Annotated in this window: 21 protein-coding genes; 15 read left to right on the top strand and 6 right to left on the bottom strand. The window is 37.1% G+C overall.

Annotated features, from left to right (window positions below; translation table 11 throughout):
- Positions 1–172 precede the first annotated feature (172 nt).
- The 4 genes from ACLBWE_RS15100 (at position 173) to ACLBWE_RS15085 (ending at position 5,489) form a co-directional block, all read left to right on the top strand.
- Entirely contained in the window at positions 173–1,408 is a 1,236-nt protein-coding gene (locus ACLBWE_RS15100) for a lactonase family protein (RefSeq protein ID WP_447603819.1), read from the top strand.
- 128 nt (positions 1,409–1,536) lie between these two features.
- Positions 1,537–1,899, top strand: coding sequence for a hypothetical protein (locus ACLBWE_RS15095; protein WP_005046379.1), 363 nt, complete (start codon positions 1,537–1,539; stop codon positions 1,897–1,899).
- A gap of 251 nt (positions 1,900–2,150) precedes the next feature.
- Positions 2,151–4,790 carry a bifunctional aconitate hydratase 2/2-methylisocitrate dehydratase gene (locus ACLBWE_RS15090; protein ID WP_004643279.1) on the top strand — a complete coding sequence of 880 codons (2,640 nt, stop codon included), beginning with the start codon at positions 2,151–2,153 and terminating at the stop codon, positions 4,788–4,790.
- A gap of 117 nt (positions 4,791–4,907) precedes the next feature.
- Positions 4,908–5,489: a hypothetical protein gene (locus tag ACLBWE_RS15085; protein ID WP_348948026.1), complete on the top strand. Its 582-nt coding sequence runs from the start codon at positions 4,908–4,910 to the stop codon at positions 5,487–5,489.
- 149 nt (positions 5,490–5,638) lie between these two features.
- Here ACLBWE_RS15085 and ACLBWE_RS15080 read toward each other — a convergent pair whose 3' ends face one another.
- Positions 5,639–7,072 (bottom strand): DASS family sodium-coupled anion symporter, encoded by a 1,434-nt coding sequence (locus tag ACLBWE_RS15080; RefSeq protein WP_447603816.1) that lies wholly within the window; start codon positions 7,070–7,072, stop codon positions 5,639–5,641.
- Between the two features lie 671 nt (positions 7,073–7,743).
- Here ACLBWE_RS15080 and ACLBWE_RS15075 point away from each other — a divergent pair.
- Positions 7,744–8,178, top strand: coding sequence for a hypothetical protein (locus ACLBWE_RS15075; RefSeq protein WP_348948022.1), 435 nt, complete (start codon positions 7,744–7,746; stop codon positions 8,176–8,178).
- A gap of 122 nt (positions 8,179–8,300) precedes the next feature.
- Positions 8,301–9,284, top strand: coding sequence for an ion transporter (locus ACLBWE_RS15070; RefSeq protein ID WP_005039691.1), 984 nt, complete (start codon positions 8,301–8,303; stop codon positions 9,282–9,284).
- 26 nt (positions 9,285–9,310) lie between these two features.
- Here the strand turns inward: ACLBWE_RS15070 and ACLBWE_RS15065 are convergent, their stop codons facing one another.
- Positions 9,311–10,510 carry an MFS transporter gene (locus ACLBWE_RS15065; protein ID WP_447603813.1) on the bottom strand — a complete coding sequence of 400 codons (1,200 nt, stop codon included), beginning with the start codon at positions 10,508–10,510 and terminating at the stop codon, positions 9,311–9,313.
- Positions 10,511–10,798: 288 nt separating this feature from the next.
- Here ACLBWE_RS15065 and ACLBWE_RS15060 point away from each other — a divergent pair, with 288 nt between their 5' ends.
- A complete protein-coding gene (locus ACLBWE_RS15060; protein WP_447603811.1) occupies positions 10,799–11,596 on the top strand; it encodes a DUF4198 domain-containing protein in 798 nt (265 codons plus the stop codon).
- Between the two features lie 301 nt (positions 11,597–11,897).
- Positions 11,898–12,818, top strand: a complete 921-nt coding sequence (locus ACLBWE_RS15055) for a LysR family transcriptional regulator (protein ID WP_080027377.1) — start codon at positions 11,898–11,900, stop codon at positions 12,816–12,818.
- 65 nt (positions 12,819–12,883) lie between these two features.
- Here ACLBWE_RS15055 and ACLBWE_RS15050 read toward each other — a convergent pair whose 3' ends face one another.
- On the bottom strand, positions 12,884–13,336 hold the full coding sequence (locus ACLBWE_RS15050; protein ID WP_003652413.1) for a DUF441 domain-containing protein: 453 nt from the start codon (positions 13,334–13,336) through the stop codon (positions 12,884–12,886).
- A gap of 254 nt (positions 13,337–13,590) precedes the next feature.
- Between ACLBWE_RS15050 and ACLBWE_RS15045 the strand changes: the two genes are divergently transcribed.
- Together ACLBWE_RS15045 and ACLBWE_RS15040 are read left to right on the top strand one after the other, a co-directional pair.
- Complete coding sequence (locus ACLBWE_RS15045) at positions 13,591–13,809, top strand: hypothetical protein (protein ID WP_017388115.1); 219 nt, start codon at positions 13,591–13,593, stop codon at positions 13,807–13,809.
- A gap of 89 nt (positions 13,810–13,898) precedes the next feature.
- Positions 13,899–14,603: a pseudouridine synthase gene (locus ACLBWE_RS15040; RefSeq protein WP_447603808.1), complete on the top strand. Its 705-nt coding sequence runs from the start codon at positions 13,899–13,901 to the stop codon at positions 14,601–14,603.
- On the opposite strand, the gene ACLBWE_RS15035 is transcribed toward ACLBWE_RS15040, so the two are convergent.
- From ACLBWE_RS15035 to ACLBWE_RS15025, 3 genes are all read right to left on the bottom strand, one after another.
- Positions 14,596–15,039 (bottom strand): GNAT family N-acetyltransferase, encoded by a 444-nt coding sequence (locus ACLBWE_RS15035; protein ID WP_004643268.1) that lies wholly within the window; start codon positions 15,037–15,039, stop codon positions 14,596–14,598. The two genes, ACLBWE_RS15040 and ACLBWE_RS15035, sit on opposite strands and share 8 nt — an antisense overlap.
- Before the next feature lie 98 nt (positions 15,040–15,137).
- Entirely contained in the window at positions 15,138–15,446 is a 309-nt protein-coding gene (locus tag ACLBWE_RS15030; protein WP_447603805.1) for a type II toxin-antitoxin system RelB/DinJ family antitoxin, read from the bottom strand.
- A 111-nt stretch (positions 15,447–15,557) separates the two neighbouring features.
- Positions 15,558–16,466 (bottom strand): pseudouridine synthase, encoded by a 909-nt coding sequence (locus ACLBWE_RS15025; protein WP_447603803.1) that lies wholly within the window; start codon positions 16,464–16,466, stop codon positions 15,558–15,560.
- 120 nt (positions 16,467–16,586) lie between these two features.
- Between ACLBWE_RS15025 and tsaE the strand changes: the two genes are divergently transcribed.
- From tsaE to ACLBWE_RS15000, 5 genes are all read left to right on the top strand, one after another.
- A complete protein-coding gene (gene tsaE, locus ACLBWE_RS15020) occupies positions 16,587–17,060 on the top strand; it encodes a tRNA (adenosine(37)-N6)-threonylcarbamoyltransferase complex ATPase subunit type 1 TsaE (protein ID WP_447603801.1) in 474 nt (157 codons plus the stop codon).
- Positions 17,053–19,002, top strand: a complete 1,950-nt coding sequence (mutL, locus tag ACLBWE_RS15015; RefSeq protein WP_447603799.1) for a DNA mismatch repair endonuclease MutL — start codon at positions 17,053–17,055, stop codon at positions 19,000–19,002. Before tsaE ends, mutL begins: the two co-directional genes overlap by 8 nt.
- 6 nt (positions 19,003–19,008) lie before the next feature.
- Positions 19,009–19,953, top strand: coding sequence for a tRNA (adenosine(37)-N6)-dimethylallyltransferase MiaA (gene miaA / locus ACLBWE_RS15010; protein ID WP_004643262.1), 945 nt, complete (start codon positions 19,009–19,011; stop codon positions 19,951–19,953).
- 95 nt (positions 19,954–20,048) lie between these two features.
- Positions 20,049–20,573, top strand: coding sequence for an RNA chaperone Hfq (gene hfq, locus ACLBWE_RS15005; RefSeq protein ID WP_005046408.1), 525 nt, complete (start codon positions 20,049–20,051; stop codon positions 20,571–20,573).
- A 141-nt stretch (positions 20,574–20,714) separates the two neighbouring features.
- The gene (locus ACLBWE_RS15000; protein ID WP_447603796.1) at positions 20,715–21,575 is read left to right on the top strand and encodes an EamA family transporter; all 861 of its coding nucleotides are present in this window, start codon (positions 20,715–20,717) and stop codon (positions 21,573–21,575) included.
- Positions 21,576–21,594 lie beyond the last annotated feature (19 nt).

The following is a 21,594-nucleotide window of genomic DNA, read 5'->3' as shown; positions in this document are numbered from 1 at the left end:
TAAACCATCGATTCTCTTAAAAGTAAGCCAACCTTGAGTAGACTTCTGATTAAAGAAAATTCACTTGAAAATTGTTGTTTTATAAATTAGTTTTCAGAAACATTAAATGAAATTACATTGATAATACCTTGTTGATAAGTGCAAATAAGGTGAATTTTTCAAGGAAATAAACGTGAAAATAGATACTTATGTTGAAATAAAATATGGCAAGGACAACGATACAAATATTAAATATCGTGGGCTAATTCACAAGTTAACAGCAACATTGTCATTAACGCTTTTGTCATTTGGATGGTGTTCCGCCGTAAATGCCGCACAGCAACAAATCGCTTTAGTGGGGGCATGGACATCTATCCCTGATGCACCGCTTGTGCAAAAACCAAAACAAGCCAGTGAGGGTTTGTACCAGCTTCAAGTGAATAGCGATGGGACTTTAACTCCTGTTAAAGTGTTGAAAATGAAAAGTCCTTCTTGGGTTGTAAAATCGAAAGATGGCCGTTTTGCCTATACCACTAATGAAGAAAATGAAGGAGCGGTGACTGCTTTATCAGTTCAAAATGGTAAGGTAGAGGTGTTGAACACAGTGAATAGCCATGGTGGACATCCAACACATGCATCAATCAGTTTAGATGGTAAATTCTTATTTGTGTCGAACTATTCGGCATTCGATAAAGGTCGTGGTGGGGTGGCTGTTTTGCCAATTTTGCCAAACGGCCATTTGGGTGAAATGGTTCAAAATATTGTTTTCGCGGAAGGTTCTGGTCATGTCAAAGGTCGTCAGGAGAGTGGTCATGCACATTCGACAACTTTCAGCCCAAATGGTAAGTATTTATATGCTAGCGATCTTGGAAATGACAAAGTCTATACCTTTCGTTATAACCCAAATAAGCCTCAACCACTCGAAGCGGACAGCAGCCGGGATGTGACTTTGACCCATGGTTCTGGTCCACGTCATATGGTCTTTTCACCAAATGGCAAACATGCTTACGTTACCGCAGAAATGCGGAGCGAAATTGTGATATTTAATGTGCAAGATGGTCATTTGAAAAAAGTGGCTGAGCTAAAACTAATTCACGAAGACAAAACACCTGAATTTAAGAGTGCGAGTGGAATTATCCTCAGTCCAAATGGCAAATATGTGATTGCTGCCAATCGTGGTGCAGACAACAAACTTTTGGTATTTAAAATTCAGCAGAATGGATTGCTAGCTAAACCAGTAGTTTATAAAGCTAATGGAATTGAACCACGGGCTTTCTCCTTCGATGCATCGGGTAAATATCTTTATGTAACCAATGTTTTTACTAATAACATTAGCTTGTTCCGTTTTGATGCCAACAAAGGCACATTAAAACCCGCTGGTGATGCAGCAAAAATATCAACACCTACTGATATCAAATTTTTTAATTAACTCAAACTAGCATTTCTAATGCTTGATATAAAAAAGACCGAGGGGGAAATCATCTCGGTTTTTTTGACTGTTTTTGCAAAAATGATGATTTTCCGTATGATATGGGCAGCAATAATTAGTGTAGTGAAATGATGAAAAAGATTTTATTGATTGCAATGAGTTTGTTCTTTGTCGGTTGTTCAGAAAAGAAGCCTTTAACACCCGAAGAGCAGTGGCATGGCTTTTGTACTAGCGTAGGAAATGCAGCGAGAAGTATTGTTTTTGATCGTCAGCAAGCAATTGAAAAAACTCAAGCAGTTGAGCATGCAAATAAGATTGAAGATGACATTACGAAAAAATTTATTCTTAATGTTATTGAAAAAGTTTATGCAATTCCAAAAGAAGAACTGACTAAAGATTCTCAAGCACTCCAAGAAAAAGTTAGAAAGCAAGCAATGGATGAATGTTTGGCAACGCCTCATGACAAAATGCCAAAATATAAATCGTTCTAATTGAGTACGGTTATTGAATTTCCTCTCATGTAAGGCATTTTTGCTTAAAAATAGCCCAGATTTGGCTAATTCGCTCATTATTTGCACATGGGTATTTAGATACAAAATAATGGGCATCACGGAGAAACACCCCGTTTTCATTAACTTTTACCTTGAACTCTAGTAAACTTTTATAGTCCATATTACTTGTGAAGCTTTTTAAGAAAGCAGGAATTTGCAAGTAATTTTTCAAAAAAAGAGGAATGAACACCGTGCTAGAAGCTTACCGCCAACACGTTGAAGAACGTGCCGCACTCGGAGTCCCACCGAAGCCACTTGATGATGCTCAAACAGCTCAGCTTGTTGAACTATTAAAAAATCCACCAGCAGGCGAAGAAGCGTTCTTGGTTGATTTGCTTGAAAACCGTGTTCCTGCAGGTGTTGACCAAGCAGCTTACGTAAAGGCAGCGTTCTTGGCAGCAATTGCAAAAGGCGAAGCAACTTCACCACTCGTTTCTAAAGAGCGTGCAGTTTACTTACTTGGCACGATGCTTGGTGGTTATAACGTAGCACCACTTGTTGAGCTTCTTGACAATGCTGAACTTGCAAGCCTAGCTGCTGAAGCGTTAAAGAAAACACTTCTTGTATTTGATGCATTCCATGACGTAGCAGATAAAGCAAAAGCGGGTAATGCCAATGCTAAAGCTGTTTTACAATCTTGGGCAGACGCAGAATGGTTCACAAGCCGTCCTGACGTTCCAGAAGAAATTAAAATCACTGTGTTCAAAGTAACTGGTGAAACAAATACTGATGACTTGTCTCCAGCACAAGATGCTTGGAGCCGTCCAGATATCCCATTACACGCAAATGCAATGTTGAAAAACGAGCGTGATGGTATCAATCCTGAAAAACCAGGTGAAGTTGGTCCATTAAACCAAATCAAAGAACTCATCGCGAAAGGCAACCAAGTTGCTTATGTTGGTGATGTTGTTGGTACAGGTTCAAGCCGTAAGTCTGCAACTAACTCTGTACTTTGGTTCTTCGGTGACGAACTTCCACACATTCCAAACAAAAAAGATGGTGGTGTGTGCTTAGGTTCTAAAATCGCTCCAATTTTCTTTAATACAATGGAAGACGCAGGTGCATTACCTGTAGAAATCGACGTTGCTAACATGAACATGGGCGACGAAGTTGTATTGAAAATTGACCACGCTGCTGCAAAAGTTACTGCTTTTAAAGATGGCGTACAAATTTCAGAAGCAGAACTTAAAACTCCAGTACTTTTAGACGAAGTACGTGCTGGTGGTCGTATTAACTTGATCATTGGTCGTGGTTTGACAACTAAAGCACGTGAAGAATTAGGTCTTGCACCTTCTACTTTGTTCCGTACACCTGTACAACCTGCTGACACTGGTAAAGGCTTCACGCAAGCTCAGAAGATGGTTGGTCGTGCATGTGGTTTAGCTGAAGGTCAAGGTATTCGTCCGGGTACTTACTGTGAACCTAAGATGACTACTGTTGGTTCTCAAGATACAACTGGTCCAATGACTCGTGACGAGTTAAAAGACTTAGCTTGCTTGGGCTTCTCAGCTGACTTGGTAATGCAGTCTTTCTGTCACACTGCTGCATATCCAAAACCAGTTGACGTAACAACTCACCATACATTACCTGACTTCATCATGAACCGTGGTGGTGTATCTTTACGTCCAGGTGACGGTATTATCCACTCTTGGTTAAACCGTATGTTACTTCCAGATACTGTTGGTACTGGTGGTGACTCACATACTCGTTTCCCAATCGGTATCTCATTCCCTGCGGGTTCTGGTCTTGTTGCGTTCGCAGCTGCAACTGGTGTTATGCCACTTGATATGCCTGAGTCTGTACTTGTTAAGTTCAAAGGTAAAATGCAACCTGGTATCACTTTACGTGACCTTGTACATGCAATTCCTTACTACGCAATTCAAGCGGGTGACTTAACTGTAGAGAAGAAAGGTAAGAAAAACATCTTCTCTGGTCGTATCCTTGAGATCGATTTATCAGAAATGGAAAATGACTTGACTGTTGAGCAAGCATTCGAACTTTCTGATGCATCTGCTGAACGTTCTGCTGCTGGTTGTTCAATCACACTTTCTGAAGAGAAAGTTGCTGAATACTTACGTTCTAACATCACCATGTTGAAGTGGATGATCGCAGAAGGTTATGGCGATGCTCGTACAATGGCGCGTCGTGCTGAAAACATGCAGAAGTGGTTAGACAACCCAAGCCTGTTAAAAGCTGATGCTGATGCAGAATACTTAAAAGTTTACGAAATCGATCTTGCTGACATCAAAGAACCTATTCTTTGCTGCCCGAACGATCCAGATGACGCGAAACTTCTTTCTGACGTTCAAGGCGACAAAATTGATGAAGTATTCATCGGTTCTTGTATGACTAACATTGGTCACTTCCGTGCAGCTGGTCAGTTACTTGACAAAGTACCTAGTGGCTCATTGTCTACTCGTTTATGGTTGGCTCCACCAACACGTATGGACGAGCACCAATTAATGGAAGAAGGCTTGTATAACATCTATGGTCGTGCAGGTGCGCGTACTGAGATGCCAGGTTGTTCACTTTGTATGGGTAACCAAGCACGTGTAGCACCGAACACAACATGTGTATCGACTTCTACTCGTAACTTCCCGAACCGTTTAGGTCAAGGTGCAAATGTTTACTTAGCATCTGCTGAGCTTGCATCTGTAGCTGCGGTTCTTGGTAAATTACCAAGCCCAGAAGAATATCAACAGTATGCGTCGCAAATTGACAGCGCATCTGCTGAGATCTACAAATACTTAAACTTCGACAAGATGAGCGAATATACTAAAGAAGCTGATCAAGTTGATACTAAGAAAATCTCTGCTGCTCAATTGACTTAATGAGCTAGGATCAAGAAAAGCCGAAAGGCTTTTCCCTAGCGCAAGAGCAAATCTATGATTTGCTTGAGAAAAAAGATAAAATAAGGGCTGATTAATCAGCCCTTATTTTTTATAACAATGAAAAGCATTTTAAATATAGAAAAAAATATTTTTGAATTAGAAAATATTTTGAATAAAAAACAAAAAATTGAAGAGTTGGAAAGCTCAATTCAGCAATTATTCTCCATAATATTAAAAGATTATCCTTATCTAAAATTACCGACGTTTTCAATAATTCCAACAAAAGCTCTAGAGTTTATTGTTTGGTATCAAGACCCGAATGCCATTACTGAAACCTTATTAATTAAGCAAAATAGTTTTGATGCATATTTATGGAGATGTGATGACGAAAAATGGTATTTAGATGATTTATATTCTGAACCGTGCGAAATCGCCTCTAAATTAATCAAAAATATACCTGTTTTTTATTCAATTCCTGAGAATCCTAAAGAGGTGAAGCACTTGCTTGAGGTTGGAATAATGCATTTTGATATGAATGTCTTGCCAAAATTTTCAGAAATAAAGCCAATGGATTGTAGAGAGGTGCTGACATGGGATGATCGTTTTTTGTTGGTGGGAACTCGATTAAATAATCTTAAAATCTACAGTGTTGAAGAATGGCAAGCTTTGATCGATAGAGAGAATTCTTATTTAAATTAAAATTAGGCAAAAGATTTTTAAGATTAAGAGATATCTATATTGATGGTAATATTATTTATACATTCGCATTTAAATTTAGAGAAACATTCCTATTAGCATAAGAATGTTCCTCCATATTTATAAAATCACCAATAACCTAACACTTTCCACTAAAGTCCGCCAATCACCACAAAGATAATGATGTTAACGACACTCATAACAAAGCCAGCCTTCCACCATTCACTCAGAGTGGTGTAACCCGAACCGAACACTACTGGGGAAGTGCCAGTCGCATAATGGGTTAAGGTCATCATAATACTTGAAGCCGCTGCCATCATTAAGGCAAACAACATTGGCGGTGCGCCGAGTGCAAGTCCAGCAGTATAGAAGGCTGCGAACATCGCGGTAATATGTGCCGTAGTGCTAGCAAACATATAATGTGCATACAGATAGGCAAGCATTAATAATAGACAAGCAGGCATCCAGCTTAGACCTAAATGACCAATACTGGTTTCTAAGACACTAGAGAACCATGTAATCAAGCCAAGCTTATTTAAATAAGTTGCCATCATGACTAATGCAGCGAACCAAGTAATGGTATCCCACGCGCTTTTTTGAGTCAGGATATCATCCCAAGTTAAAACACCTGTAAGTAGCAATAATCCTAAACCAATAAAGGCAGTTGTAGTTGGGTCAACAGCCCAAGTAGAGCCAAAAATCATGGCAGGAATACCCGCCCATAGCATCAATAAAATACCGAATACACCAAGCATGATGATTTCATTTTTACTGACTGGGCCCATTTCTTTTAATTTAGTTTTAGCAAACTGAGCTGCGTTAGGTGTTTCTTTGACTTCGGGTGGATACATCAAATACATAATCAAAGGCATGATGATTAAAGCAATCAAACCAGGCAATAACATCGCCAGTGCCCAAGTGCTCCAACTTAATGAAATTTCACTATTGGTCGCCTTTGCCACTAAATCAACTACTAATGGGTTAGGAGCAGTTGCTGTAATGAACATTGCAGAGGTAATCGGGTTGGCTTGGTAGTTAACCAATGATAAGTATTTTCCCATCCGACCTTCAGTGCCTTTAGCAGGATCGGAGTCATAACTAGTAGAAATTGCCAGTACAATCGGGTGAATAATTCCACCACCACGTGCCGTATTGCTGGGTGTTACAGGGGCGAGAATGAGTTCGGAAAGCACCATGCTATAGCCGATACCAATGGTTTTTTTGCCCCAAACTGCGATAAATAAATAGCCTAACCGTGCACCTAATCCAGTTTTTTGCAAACCTTTAGAGATCATGATGGAAATACCAATCAACCAGATTAAGGGATTTGCAAAGCTACTAAGGGCATCTTGAATGGCTCCACTTGGGCTGTCATTGGTAACACCTGTCACAGCGACTAAGGTGATAGCAATAATCGCAATTGCACCAATTGGCATAGCTTTACCGATGATTGCGGCAATCACACCTACAAACATCGCTAATAAATGCCATGCATCAGGATCAACACCTGCGGGTACAGGAATCACAAACCAGATTAACAATGTAATAAATAAAGAAATAAGTGTAGGGAGGGCTTTAAATCCCATGTAATTTCCCCTTGTTTTCATATGTTTAAAAAAAATAAAGTTCTTTATGAGTGAATCGCTAAAGAAAATAAGTATTAAAGTTCTATTATCGATTAAATGATACAAAAATTCAAAAAACTTAAAAATAACGAGTGGGAAGTGCTAATTTTCATCTTAATAAAAGGGATGAAATTTTTGTGTTAAGAATTTCTTTGGTTTATTTAGTATTATTAAGTTTTTCTGAAATTTTGGCTCTGAAATTGATTCCAAAATTATAAATTCTCTGTATAGATATCAGCCTAATAAATAGTACCTAGTATTGTTAGTTTTAGAAAAAGCTATAAAGATATCTAATTAAATTAATATATTCTAATACTAATTTTTAGAAAATATTAAAGATCAGAAAATAAATTATATATCTAGATTAAGATATAAAGAGTGAAAAAATTATTTAATAAAATAACTTATATATAATTTTGGATAAAAAATAGTCTTCTGGAGCTATTGTTTTTATTGAAAGTGTGAGATGAGTCATGAGTTTATTTGAAAACACTAAATAAATCATTTTTTAATTTGATATATATAAAATTAAATATAGTACTAGAAATTAACTGGTTTTTTGTTTTAAAATAATTAAACGAACTTAAAAATAATTAAAAAAAATATGGGTATTTTATATAGGGAATTTAAGAATGCTAAAGACAATTGTTGAATTTAAATTTGATGATTATCAACGATATGATCAAAAAACACACTCCGATGAAGAAGGTGTTTTAGTTCAAAAAACTGAAGATATTGCACAATATATTTTTAGTATTTTGAAAAATAGATATCATTTAAATATAGAGCTATATAGTGAAAACTGGGGATGGCAAATTGAAATTCCTTTGCCCGAAATAACCATGTATCTTGGAATCAGTGTCTATGAAGAATATAGTAATGGATTCGCAATTTTTATTTCTCCAAATACACCTATTTTAAGAAAGTTTTTATTTAGAAAGCTTGATATTACTCACCACATTATGTTGCTGCAAAACTATATTAATCTTATTTTGAAATCACACCCAGGCATCTATGATGTGCAGTGGTGGGAAGAAAATGAATTCCGATGTGTAGCGATGACTTGACCTGAGAAAAAAGTAGAAAATTTTAAATGCCCAAGTGAGTGAAGGAAAATTTATTAAAGACTATATTGGTGAATAGAGGGCGAGAGCTTACTATATCTTTAATATCAAGTGGTCAGATCAATATGCAAAATTCAGCTTGGAAGGGATTGCGTAAGTTTTTCTATAATAATCTTCATAATCATGACTATGAAACTACGGTAAGTAGATGTATTAATTATTTTTTAGTTGTTTTAATTGTTGGCAACGTCGCTGCCGTTTTGTTAGAAACAGTAAATGATTTGTACACAAGCTATCATGTTTGGTTCGACTATTTTGAAGTTATTTCAATTGCAATTTTTAGTATTGAATATCTATTAAGACTATGGAGTGTTGCAGATCGAGATACGACACAATCTGCATGGAAAATCCGCTTGAACTGGATGAAAAGTGGGGAAGCAATTATTGATTTGATGGCAATCTTACCTGCTTATCTCAATTTCTTCGTACGAATCGATCTTCGTATGCTCAGAATATTACGTTTACTTCGTTTATTAAAATTGACGCGGTATTTTATCTCACTACAGATATTGTTATGTGTGATTAAGCGTGAGAAGGGTTCTTTTCAGGCAGTTATCTTTATTTTAATTATCATGATTATTATGACTGCTTCTGGAATTTATGTGGTTGAAAATAAAGCTCAGCCAGAAGCTTTTAGTTCAATACCTAAATCTATGTGGTGGGCGGTGGTTACTTTAACCACAGTAGGTTATGGCGATGTCACCCCAGTGACCAGTTTAGGAAAGTTATTAGGCGCACTCATTACCATTTTAGGTGTTGGTATTGCAGCGTTACCAGCTGGTATTTTAGCATCGGGGCTTGCAAATGAACTCAATCAACGGAATCAAAGGCTAGAGCAAGAGTTTCGTGAGTTACTTCAAGTACGAGGGATTGATATTTTACATGACGAAGCTGAAATAGAACGAATCCGTCAAAAAGTGGGATTGCCAAAAGAACAAGCGCATAACCTGATTATTCAAATTATGCGTGAAAAAGTATTAGAGGAAGAAGAGTCGGTTAGAGAGACAAAATGTTATTGTCCTCACTGTGGCGGTAAGCTAACTGACTAGAAATAATAAGTTAGCCTCCTCTTTGATTAAATTTTCTTACGTGCTTTTTCTACTGCAAAGGCAATAAGTAAAATGATAAGACCACCGAGGCTCAAGACAAAACCGACCCAGATTGGCGCGATCCAACCCATTTGGTGACTGAGTACCCATCCACCTAGAAATGCACCTAATGCATTGGCCATATTAAAGGCAGAGTGGTTGAGTGAAGCTGCTAATGTTTGAGCATCGCCAGCGACATCCATTAGGCGAGTCTGTAATGCTCCACCTAATCCCATTACGGTAAGACCAATCAAAAATAATGAGGCAATACCAGTATAAATATTACTCATTAAGAAACTAGCCACCACAAAAGCGATAGCTGAGCTAATGAGTACACCTACAATCGTTTTATTCAGATTTTTATCAGCAAGCCATCCTGCGGCTAAGCCACCAATAACCATACCAATACCCCAAATAGCCAAAGCGATAGGGATGATTTGGATATTCACTTGTGTATATTCAGTCAAAATAGGTGAAACATAGCTGTAAACAGAAAACATGCCACCAAAACCGATTGCACCTACCGCTAGTGTTAACCACATGTTGATATTTTTAAGGCCAGCTAATTCTGTTTTTATGCTTGCTTTTGCTTGGACTGGAATATTGGGTACAAAGAAGCCAACAGCAATTAAGGTGAAGAAAGCGATAGTCGCTGAAAATTCAAAGCCTGCTCTCCAACCAAAATTTTGACCTAACCAAGTTGCCAAAGGTACACCAATCACAGTTGCGACTGTAAGACCCATCATCATTTGGGCAACAGCAGATGCTCTTCGTGAAGGACCAGCTAGTTCAGCTGCCACTAATGCTCCGACACCAAAATATGCTCCGTGCGGTAAACCTGCAATAAAACGTGAAACTAAAACAGTTTCAGGTGTATGGGCTAAAGCAGTACAAGCGTTGGCGATACCATAAAAAAGCATTAAGCCAAGTAATAACGTTTTTCTAGGAACTTTGGCACCAAGAATAGCAATAATGGGAGCACCAATAACCACACCTAATGCATAAGCACTAATAAAGTGTCCAGCTTCTGGTACTGTAATTTTTAAGTTATTGGCAATTTCCTGAATCAGTCCCATTGCGACGAATTCGGTAGTTCCAATACAGAAACCACCTACAGCGAGTGAGAAAATTGCTAAAAATAGTGAATAGCGTTGATGTGTAGATAGAGGAGATTGCGGGGACGCCATAATAGGTTAAGAAGAGACTCAAAAAAGAGAAGTATAAGGGAAAAGAGAACAGAATAATAAAAAACTAAAATTAAGACTGCCGAGGCTAAATGCAAAACCAACTAGATAGGAACGATTCAATCCATTTGGTGACTAAGAACCCAACCAGTTCCTTTTTGAATAAAAGATTAGGGAATTTTAAGTTTGAACATTAAATGATAATAATAATGATTTTTATTTATGTATACTATAGCTGCGTATCTTTTGTCTGAAATTTTTTAACTTTGTGTACAACAGGATTTTGTAAGAATGAATAAATTTTTAATTGTGCCTCTTGCATTTATATGTACCACAGGCTTTGCTCATGAGCCCTATGTAGCGCCTTTAGCTTATAAAACAGAACAAACTCAAGTACCCGTAATTGCAGGTTATGCCGAAGAAGCATTAAATAGTGAGTATGCTTTAAAGGATGCCAAGCTTACTGTAATTACTCCTAAAAATGAGCTTAAGACGATTACTGCGGAGGCTTTGCATAAATCGGCCACAGTTTTTGATGTCGATTTGCCAGAAGAGGGAACTTATATCATTCAGACACAAGCAAGTTATCCTTTAAAATATGTATATGACCAAAAAACATGGCATTTATTTTTTGATATGCCAGCTGATAAAGCCCCACCGAAAGCAGAACGTGAATATTTAATTCCAGCTGACATTAAAGCTAAAAATATTAAAACAGAGGAAGTAACAAGAGAGTGGGTATTACAAAGTTATCTTTCTAAAGGAAAAGTTTCAGATATTCAATTTCCAAACACACCGATTAAAGTTAACTTTTCTGTACATCCCAACGCAATTAAAGTTGCTCAACCTGTTAAATTAACCATAAGTGAGAAAGGAACTAGTCTCGCGAATGCTGAAATTAATTTAAGAGAAAAAGGCGCGACTGATAAACAAGTGCAGCAGTTTAAAGCAGATAGCAACGGTCAGGTTGAGCTTAAATTTCCAAAGGCTGGAGAGTATTTAGTAGAAGTAACAGCTCCACTAAATTTAAAGGTAAAACCTAAAAATCAAAGTTATACGATTATTAGCTTAAATGTGTGGGCGCAGTAATTATTAATTTTTATAAGAAATAGACCTAGAACGGGTCTATTTTTTGTTTTTATAAAATTCTTTTCGATTTCAATTAAGCAGTAATTGTAAGCTACACAGTTGTACCTTCACCTTTAAATTAAAAAAATTCATCTGATAGAATAATTATGAAAAATAATTCATGTTGAGACAAATTAATTAATTCCATGGTAAGATGAATAGTATTCATTAATGAAGATTTATCTACAGTTATCCTATTTGTTGAAAGGCAAAGATGAGATTAAGACATTCATAGATAAATCTCTTTTTTAGGCTTGGGCCCATGTTAGAAATACGCCACCTTAAAACCTTAGTTGCCTTACGTGAACATGGTTCATTAGTTTCTGCTGCCAATGATCTTTGTTTAACACCCTCGGCTATCTCTCACCAATTAAAAGAATTAGATCATTGGTATGGGGTAGAGGTGGTGAATCGACGTAGCCGACCTGTTAGCTTTTCTAATGTTGGGCAACGCTTACTTAAGTTAGCTGATGATGTTTTACCGCAAATTCAGATTACACATAGTGATATTACTCGTATTGTGCATGGACAGACAGGCAGAATTATCTTTTCATCTGAATGCCATAGCTGTTTTGACTGGTTGATGCCGTTATTGAATCAATATCGACATCAATATCCAGATGTTGATTTAGACTTTGCTTCTGGATTTGAAGCGAATCCACATGAGCTTTTACAAAATGCTGAATTTGATTTGCTTATTACAGCCGATCCAATTGCATTAAAAGGAATTGAGTATTTTCCTATTTTTGAATATGAATCGCGTTTGGTGCTATCCAACACGCATCCATTGGTTCGTGCTGAAAATATTACGGTTCAAGAGTTAGCAGAAGAAGTTTTAATTACTTATCCAGTTGATAAGCATCGTTTAGATATCATGTCGAAACTTTTCATTCCGGCAAATATTCAGCCTAAGCAGATTCGAACAACAGATTTAACCCAAATGCTCATTCAACTTGTTGCAAGTGGACGTGGCATTGCTGCTTTGCCTGATTGGGTAGTAAATGAATATGAACAAAAGGGATGGGTTACGAGTCGCCGTTTAGATTGCGTTTCACCTACAGGCTTACGACGGACGTTATATGCGGGCTATCGAACTGAAGAAAAAGAAAAAAGTTATTTTGAAGGGTTCTTAAAGCAGTTAGAAAAGTTCTCTTTAAAACGAACTTCGTATTATTCTAGCTAGAGCAATTCATTTAGCCTAAGTATAAAAAAGGTACCTAATGGCGCCTTTTTTAATATCGAAAAAATTTATTTACCGATAAATAGCGAGAGCAAGCCTGCTGCAATAAGAGGGCCGACAGGTACACCACGGAGCAAGGCGACGCCAGCAACTGTGCCAATTAATAGACCTGCAACAACATCAGGCTGACTCGACATAAGTTTTACACCGCGGCCACCTAACCATGCGACTAACAGACCGATTGCAATGGCAACCAGTGATTTAATACTAACAAAGGACTTTAAAATACTCTCTCCACTCAGTTTTCCACTGGCAATGGGTGTGAGTACGCCAATGGTTAAAATAAGAATTCCTAAATTAAGACCATGTGCTTGAATAAAAGGGAAAAACTGATTTAAAGGCGTAATTTTAACGACAATTAACACACCTGCTGCAATGGTTACAGCTGCATTTTGACTTAGTAAACCACAGATAAGTAGAACTAGAAGGACAACTAAATTAACATCAAATTGGGCAAGCATGGGAGCGGTGTAGGCAAGTAAATAAAATGGAATTGTATAATATTTAAGGGAAGGAATGTGAAAGCTTTAAAAGATTCAACAGATCTTGGATTTTATCTTTAATAAAATTTTATTGTATATTGCTCATTGATAAAGAGTTTTAATTTTCGGTTACGCTTGGACACAATGTTATATAAATTAACAAGTTAAATCTTATAGTTTTTCGAAGTTGTGTTATAAAAATAGTCATTACTCATGAACATAGGATAATGACTATGGAAATTGTAGATATCAAAATTAAAGATCAGTTTGATCAGATTCATGATGCCAAGGCTCAATTAAAGCAAAATTTAGTTGAGCACGAAAATGAAACTTTAAAGCTAAGCCAACGTATTGAACATATTATTGTTGATAATGAAATTATTTTACCTACAACTGAATTGCTATTCGAAAGTGAACAGAACGAAAATATTTATCGAGTAGTTGAAGAATAGAGCGTAGTTTAATGAACAAAATGCAAAGAGTAGTGAGTAGGAAGTTGAAACTGCGTTAAAATGAGTGTTTTGTTCTAAAGAGAAACTCCATGCTGCTGGAAAAAATTTTACAATCACAAGGGTTTGGTTCACGTAAATATTGTCAGCAGTTAATAAAAAATGGTTCTGTAAGTGTTGATGGAGAAGTTGCCGATGATCTTAAAAAGCAATTTTCTCTTGAAAATTTAGAATTCTCGCTTTTTGGACAAACTTACCAATATCGAGAACAAGTTTATATTGCATTAAAAAAACCAAAAGGTTTTGAATGTTCACATCAGCCTCAGCATCATCAAAGCGTTTTTAGTCTATTACCTGAAATCATGATTCATCGAGGCGTCCAAGCAATTGGACGTTTAGATCAAGACACAACAGGCTTACTTTTATTGACTGATGATGGTAAATATCTTCAAGCTTTAACTCATCCTCGTAAACATGTTCCAAAGGTTTATCATGTTACGACTCTCGATCCAGTGACACCTGAGCAAATCGTAATGTTATGCGAAGGTGTCAGCTTACATCAGGAAAAAGGCATTTTTGCTGCAACCGATGTAGCAATGTTGGAAACTCACAAATTAACGATGACCATTCATCAAGGTGTTTATCACCAAGTCAAAAGAATGATTGCTGCTGTAGGAAATAAAGTAGAAGCATTGCATCGCCATCAAGTAGGTCAATTGGTTTTACCTGAAATAGCAGATGGGGAATGGATTTATTTATCAGAGCAGCAAAAGCAGCTAGCACAAAATATTATTTAAGAAAGCAATGGAATGTCTGGAACTCACTATCCCGAATGAAGCCCATTTGTTCATATAGACGATGAGACTCATGGTTATTGCTTTGAGTTTCTAGGCTAATGCGTAGGGCATTTTGTTGTTTTGCAAATAAAATGGCAGTATCGATTAACTGTTTGGCGGAGCCTTGGCGACGAAAAATTGGCGTAACATATACATCATCTAAAATATAATATGTTGAACAAGCAACTGAAGAAAAACCTAAATAGAGTAGAACGAATCCGGTGATTTTTTCATCTTTAATGTGAATAAAAAAAACACTTTCTCTATTCTCAAAACGTTGTTTAAGAAAGTAAAGTGATTCATTAAAATTAGAAGAAGCCCCATAAAACTGGCGGTATTCATCAAACAAAACGGCGAGTTGGTCTAAATCTTCAAAAGTCGCTCGTCTAACGATCATTTGGTACTCCTTGTAACTTATCATTATATTTTTACAAAGAGAGCATAACGAAAAAAAGAGCTTTTTGACGTTAAAACTTGTTTATAAATGCAACAGTGTTAAGTTTTGTCGCTCTCACCAAGAAGTGCGTTTAGTTCTTCAAACAAATCTTCATGGTCATCATCTTCAGCTAAAATCGATGGATTTTGATTTAATGAAGATGCTTTTGCTTTTCGGAGTTTTAATAATTGTTCCATATTAATACTCTGATTTTCGATCGCAAACGGAATAGACTTAGTTAATACGACCTGTTTAAAAAAAAGTCGTACCGCTTGGGCAGGGGTAATTCCCAATTGTTTAAAAACAGCAAAAGCCTGCTTTTTCTCTTGGGAGTCCAGTCGAACCTGATAAACTTCTGTTTTTCGCATGAATAACAAAACCAAATGATTTTTAATTTTTAGGAATTTATTTTAAACCATCGCAATGTAATTTCAATGTTTTTCGGCATAAAAAACAATCTTTTTGTCATTACGCTTACATTACAACGTCAATTCAAACTGAGAATTGAAAAACATTTCCCCTTTTGTGAGTGGATCGACAAATGAAATGTGCTTAGCTAAAAGTTGTAATGGCTCTGAAAAATCATCATCTGCCTTATGTTGAACAGTCGGATAAAATGGATCATTTTTAATCGGAATATCTAGATAATTAAGATGTACACGAAGCTGGTGCTGTTTACCTGTCGTCGGTGTTAAACGATATTTAGCCCAAATCTGGTTGTGTTCAATAAGCTCAATATAGGTCTGAGTGTTTGCTTTAGCATTTGCCACAACTTGCATGGTGTAAAAAGGAGTCCCTTTATCTAAATGTAAATATAATGTTTGAGGAAGTTTTAATTCTTTTTTATAAGGAGCGATAGCGTGGTAAGTTTTATTGACTTGACGCTCCGCAAATAATTGTTGGTAAATACCTCGCGATTCAACCCGTTTGCAAAATAGAACAACTCCAGCAGTTTCACGGTCTAATCGATGTATCGGTGTTAAAAATTCATTGCCTGTCTGTTTTTTAAGTCGAACTAATAATGTTTCTTGCACATATTGTCCGGTTGGGCTAATTGTTAAAAAATGAGGTTTATCGACCACCAGTAAGTCATCATTTTCAAATAAAATCCGATGTTCGAAAGGAACATGTGGCTCATAGGCAAGAAATCGATAATAAAAGATATGGGTATTGCTTTGATAGGAGCTATCTAATGTTAATTTTTGTCCATTTGCCCCATAAATAAGCCCATCTTGAAAGCGTTGCTGCCACTCTTGTACTTTAATATGTTGAAAATGTTGGCATAGATACTCATAAATAGTTTGAGTATTTGTTTGTGCAGGAAGATAAACTTGGCTTGCGCTTACACCATTAACCATAGGTGGCAAAAAATCGTTCGGACTAGACATAAAAAAGTATAAATATGTAAGAGAATTGATATAAAAAAAGCCAACTTCTAGGGCTTGAGTAGGCTTTTAAGGCAGGGCAATGTTATCATATCGATTATTTTGAATCATGTTATGTGTGCTATGTCGTATTCATTGAAATTGGTCTTAAATCATGAAGAAGATACTGGGCGTCTAGCTCAAGCGTTGGCGCAACATGTTCAGTCAGGTGTGATTTATTTAATTGGAGACTTAGGTGCGGGTAAAACCACACTTACGCGCTATTTATTACAGGCTTTGGGTCATAAAGGCTCTGTTAAAAGTCCAACCTATACACTAGTTGAGCCGTATAAAATCAATGAGAAAGAAATTTTTCATTTTGACTTATATCGTTTGAATGACCCTTATGAACTTGAATTAATGGGAATCCGTGACTATTTAGATGTCGCAGATGCATTATTTTTATTTGAATGGCCATCAAAAGGTGGTGATGAAATTCCTCAGGCAGATATCATCATCGATATTCAAAAGTCAGAGGATGAGCTGAGTCGTTTTGTAACTTTAACTCTACCCACAGAACATTTGTATCAGACTTTGCAGGAACAGCTTCATGACTGATGAAAAGCTAACACAACGTCGTATTCATACTTTAGACGCAGCGTTAGCCAACCAGATTGCTGCTGGTGAGGTGATTGAACGTCCTTCATCTGTTGTTAAAGAATTATTAGAAAACTCCATCGATGCGGGTGCAACTGAACTCATTGTACGGATCGCTCAAGGTGGTTCGACCCTCATAGAAATTATTGATAATGGGCATGGCATTCATTCTGAAGATTTGGCATTAGCCGTCATGCGCCATGCGACAAGTAAAATTAAAACTGCAGAAGATTTACACGCTATTGTAAGTTTGGGATTTCGCGGGGAGGCACTTGCTTCGATTGCCGCAGTTTCAAGATTGACATTGACGAGCAGCCAAGATGAAAGTGGTATTGGCCATCAGGTTGAAGTCAATGGTACAGCCTTTGATCATCAAGAAGTACAAGCTGTTGCTGCTCAAAAGGGAACCCACATACGTGTTCAGGACTTATTTTTTAATGTTCCTGCACGCCGTAAATTCTTAAAAAAACCAACCACTGAATTTGGTCATATTGAAGAGATTGTTCGCCGTCTGGCTCTAACACATTTTGATATACGTTTTGTGCTTGAGCATAATGATAATATTAGAATTAATTTACCTATAGCTGATAGCGGAGAACTACGTTTTCAGCGAGTACAGCAATTATTAGGCTCGCAATTTGTACAAAATGCATATTGGATGGATGCCGAAAGTATTAGCATGCGTTTATCGGGGTGGCTTGGCCATCCTTCAGATGCTCGTGCGCAGGCTGATATGCAATATGTCTATGTAAATGGTCGTATTGTTAAAGATAAAACGATTTCTCATGCATTACGCATGGCATATGACGGTATTTTACATGGTCATCAGCATTCATCATATTTACTTTTCTTAGAAGTTGACCCTGAAAATATCGATGTCAATGTTCATCCTACAAAACATGAAATTCGCTTTTTAAATCAGAGAGAAGTGCATGAGTTTGTAAGACATTATGCAAAAGAAACTCTGTCGCAATTTCAGACAGCGAGCGCTGATTTAGCTCAAGCGATGAAAGTAGATGAAGCCTCAGACTACTCTGTGCAGTCTCAACCAAAATATCAGGAACAATTTACGCTACATCGGGCAAATGAAGCTTTAAATCCAGACAATGAAGCGCGAGCTCAGAATGCACCGACAGAGCTATTAACTGATTTTAATGCTAGTCGTCCGCAAGCTATTCACTATGCAGATCAAACACCAAGATATAATGGCTCTCCTCAGTTAAATAATGCGTTAAAGACATACTTAGCGCCACTGCGTGATCAACCTGCCAATTTTTCAGTAAATGAAGATATTGAGCCAGTAACTAAAGTCGATGAATTTCCATTAGGCATAGCAATCGCTCAACTTCATGGAATTTATGTTTTAGCGCAAAATACAGAAGGGCTAATTATTGTTGATATGCATGCAGCACATGAGCGTATTTTATTACAGCAAATGAAAAATGCTTGGGACAAACCAGAGTTTTGGACATCTCAGCAGTTGCTTATACCTAAAGTCATTTCTATTAGTCGTATGCAGGCAGTGCGTGTAGAAGAGTTGAAACCTCAACTTGAGCGTTTAGGACTGGAAATTGATTTATATGGTGACGAGCAGATTATTGTTCGGGGAGTGCCAGCCATATTACAAAAAGCTGACTTTGAAAATCTTATTCCTGAACTTTTAAATGATTTAGACCCAAATGATGAAGCACAAGGGTTACTTCAAAAAAGAGACGAGTTATTAGCTGGAATGGCATGTCATGGAGCAGTACGTGCACATCGACAACTCAGTCTTTCTGAAATGAATGCTTTACTTCGTCAAATGGAACAAACTGAATTTGCGAGCCAATGTAACCATGGGCGGCCAACTTGGCGTGCATTCCCATTATCTCAATTAGATAAATTATTTGCTCGAGGAGAGTAGTTTTACATGTCAAATCAATTGCCCGTCATCAATTTAATGGGACCAACTGCAAGCGGTAAAACCGCTTTGGCATGTGAATTATACGAACGTGGAAATTTTGAGCTGATTTCTGTTGATTCTGCTCTCGTTTATAAAGATATGGATATTGGTACTGCTAAACCAACTCGTGAAGAACAAGCGCTATATCCTCATCATTTAATTGATCTTATTACTCCCCTTGAAGTTTATTCAGCTGCTCAATTTGTTGAGGATGCATCTAAGTTGATTGATGACATGCATTCACGTGGGAAAACTCCTATCTTGGTAGGAGGCACAATGTTGTACTTTAAGGCATTATTAGAAGGTCTATCGAGTAATTTACCAAGTGCAGATGCCCAAGTTCGGGCAGCAATTGAAGAAAAAGGTTTAAATGAAGGGTGGCAGGCTGTTTATGATGAATTAGTTTCCGTAGATCCTGCCGCGGCTATAAAATTTAATGTGACTGATAAGCAAAGGATTATTCGAGCACTAGAAGTTTATAAGCTTACGGGTGAGCCAATTACTAAATTGCAGGCAGAACAACCAAAAAACGTACCATATCGATACATATTTCATAATTATGCTTTACTTCCAGATCGGGTAGAATTACATCAACGCATTGAGCAAAGATTAAGCAAAATGTGGGATATCGGTTTTTTGAGTGAAGTTGAAGCTCTAATTGAAAAATACGATTTAGATGAAAATTTACCCTCAATGCGTTCAGTGGGTTATCGACAAGCACTAGAATTTCTATTAAAAAGTGATATAAGTCTCAAAAGTAAACGTGAAATGGAGGATAAAGCTTTATTTGCAACACGACAACTTGCCAAACGTCAATATACGTGGTTACGTTCTTTGCAAGAAATACACGATTTTAAAACTTACTTGACGATAAAGCAGGCGAAAGAAGACTTGCGAAACTCTTATGGATAAAGCAAAATTTGCACACTGTCTTTTTATAATTTTTAGTTGAAAAATAAAGATAGTTTTTTTTGCGCTGATTTAAAAATTTTTTTTTGGAGTTAAAAATGTCTAAAGGTCAAACTTTACAAGATCCGTTCTTAAATTCTCTCCGTAAAGAACGTATTCCTGTTTCTATTTTCCTTGTGAACGGTATTAAATTACAGGGTCATATTGAATCATTTGACCAATATGTTGTTTTATTAAAAAATACAGTAAGTCAAATGGTTTACAAACACGCGATTTCAACTGTTGTTCCAGCTCGTAACCCACGCCCAGCAGGCGCGCAAGGTACAGGCTTCCCAGCACAAGGTGGCACACAAGGTGGTTTTGGTGGTCAACCTACTGGTGGCTTCGGTGGCGCTCAAGGCGGTGGCTTTGGTGGTGCTCAAGGTGGCTTCGGTGGCGCTCAAGGCGGCTTCGGTGGTCAAGGCGGCTTCGGCGGTGGTCAAGGTGGCGGCTTCGGCGGTCAAGGTGGCTTCGGTGGTCAAGGCGGTGGTTTCGGTGGTCAAGGCGGCTTCGGTGGTCATCAAGGTGGTTTTGACAACGATACTAAATTTGAAGATGGTCAAGAAGACGAAAATAATCGTTAATTGATATCTAAAAAAGAAACCAGTCAGATAATGACTGGTTTTTTTATGTTTATTTAAAAGTTAAATCAAAATATTAAACTCATCAAAGGTCGTAATTTGACCATGGTGACTCATATATTTAAATAAATAGAGTTTTAATCGATGATATTAATATTGGCAGCTGCTTTAAGCAGTGTTTCGGTGTCTATCCTATTAAAAAACTTAAAGAAAAAAGGGTACCAGCCGTTACAAATGATTGCATGGAACTATGCGAGCGCGAGTCTTCTTTGCTTTTGGTGGTTTCAGCCTGATATTCAACACATTTCAATATCAAAGACCCCTTGGTGGTTAATTGTTGCATTGGGACTGATTTTGCCCAGTATTTTTCTGTGTTTAGCCAAGTCATTAGAATATGCAGGAATTGTTAAGACCGAAGTTGCACAGCGTCTTTCCGTCGTACTTTCTTTACTCGCAGCTTATTTCTTTTTTCATGAACAATTTAATGCATTAAAGCTATGGGGAATAGGTTTAGGAATTTTTGCTGTTTTACTTGTCCTTTTTGGACAAATGAGTACTTCTTCAAATCATCAATCTCGAAAAGCAATTTTTGCTCTATTAAGTGTTTGGTTTGGATATGCCGCAGTAGATATTCTCTTAAAATATACGAGTAGTTTAGGTCTTCAATTTACACTCACTTTGAATCTTATTTTTATTACAGCTTTTATATTATCAATTTCATATTTATTGGTGCAGAAAACCCAAAAATGGCAGTTTAAAAGTGCTATAGCTGGGTTGATATTAGGTGTACTTAATTTTTCGAATATTGCTTTATATGTGAAAGCTCATATTCTTTTAAAGGATTCACCTGCAATTGTTTTTGCAAGTATGAATATTCTTGTGGTGCTATTAGGCATTGCAAGTGGCGTTATTTTATATAAAGAAAAATTAAAATGGCCTACCACTTTAGGTATTTTATTTGGGATAAGTGGCGTGATTTGTTTAGCTAGGGCAATGGCTTTGTAGTTCAAGAGAGTTGAATCTC

Source organism: Acinetobacter sp. M5A5_2a (assembly GCF_053345265.1).
Note: the sequence above shows the minus strand (reverse complement) of the source record. Positions and strands in the feature narration are given on the sequence as shown.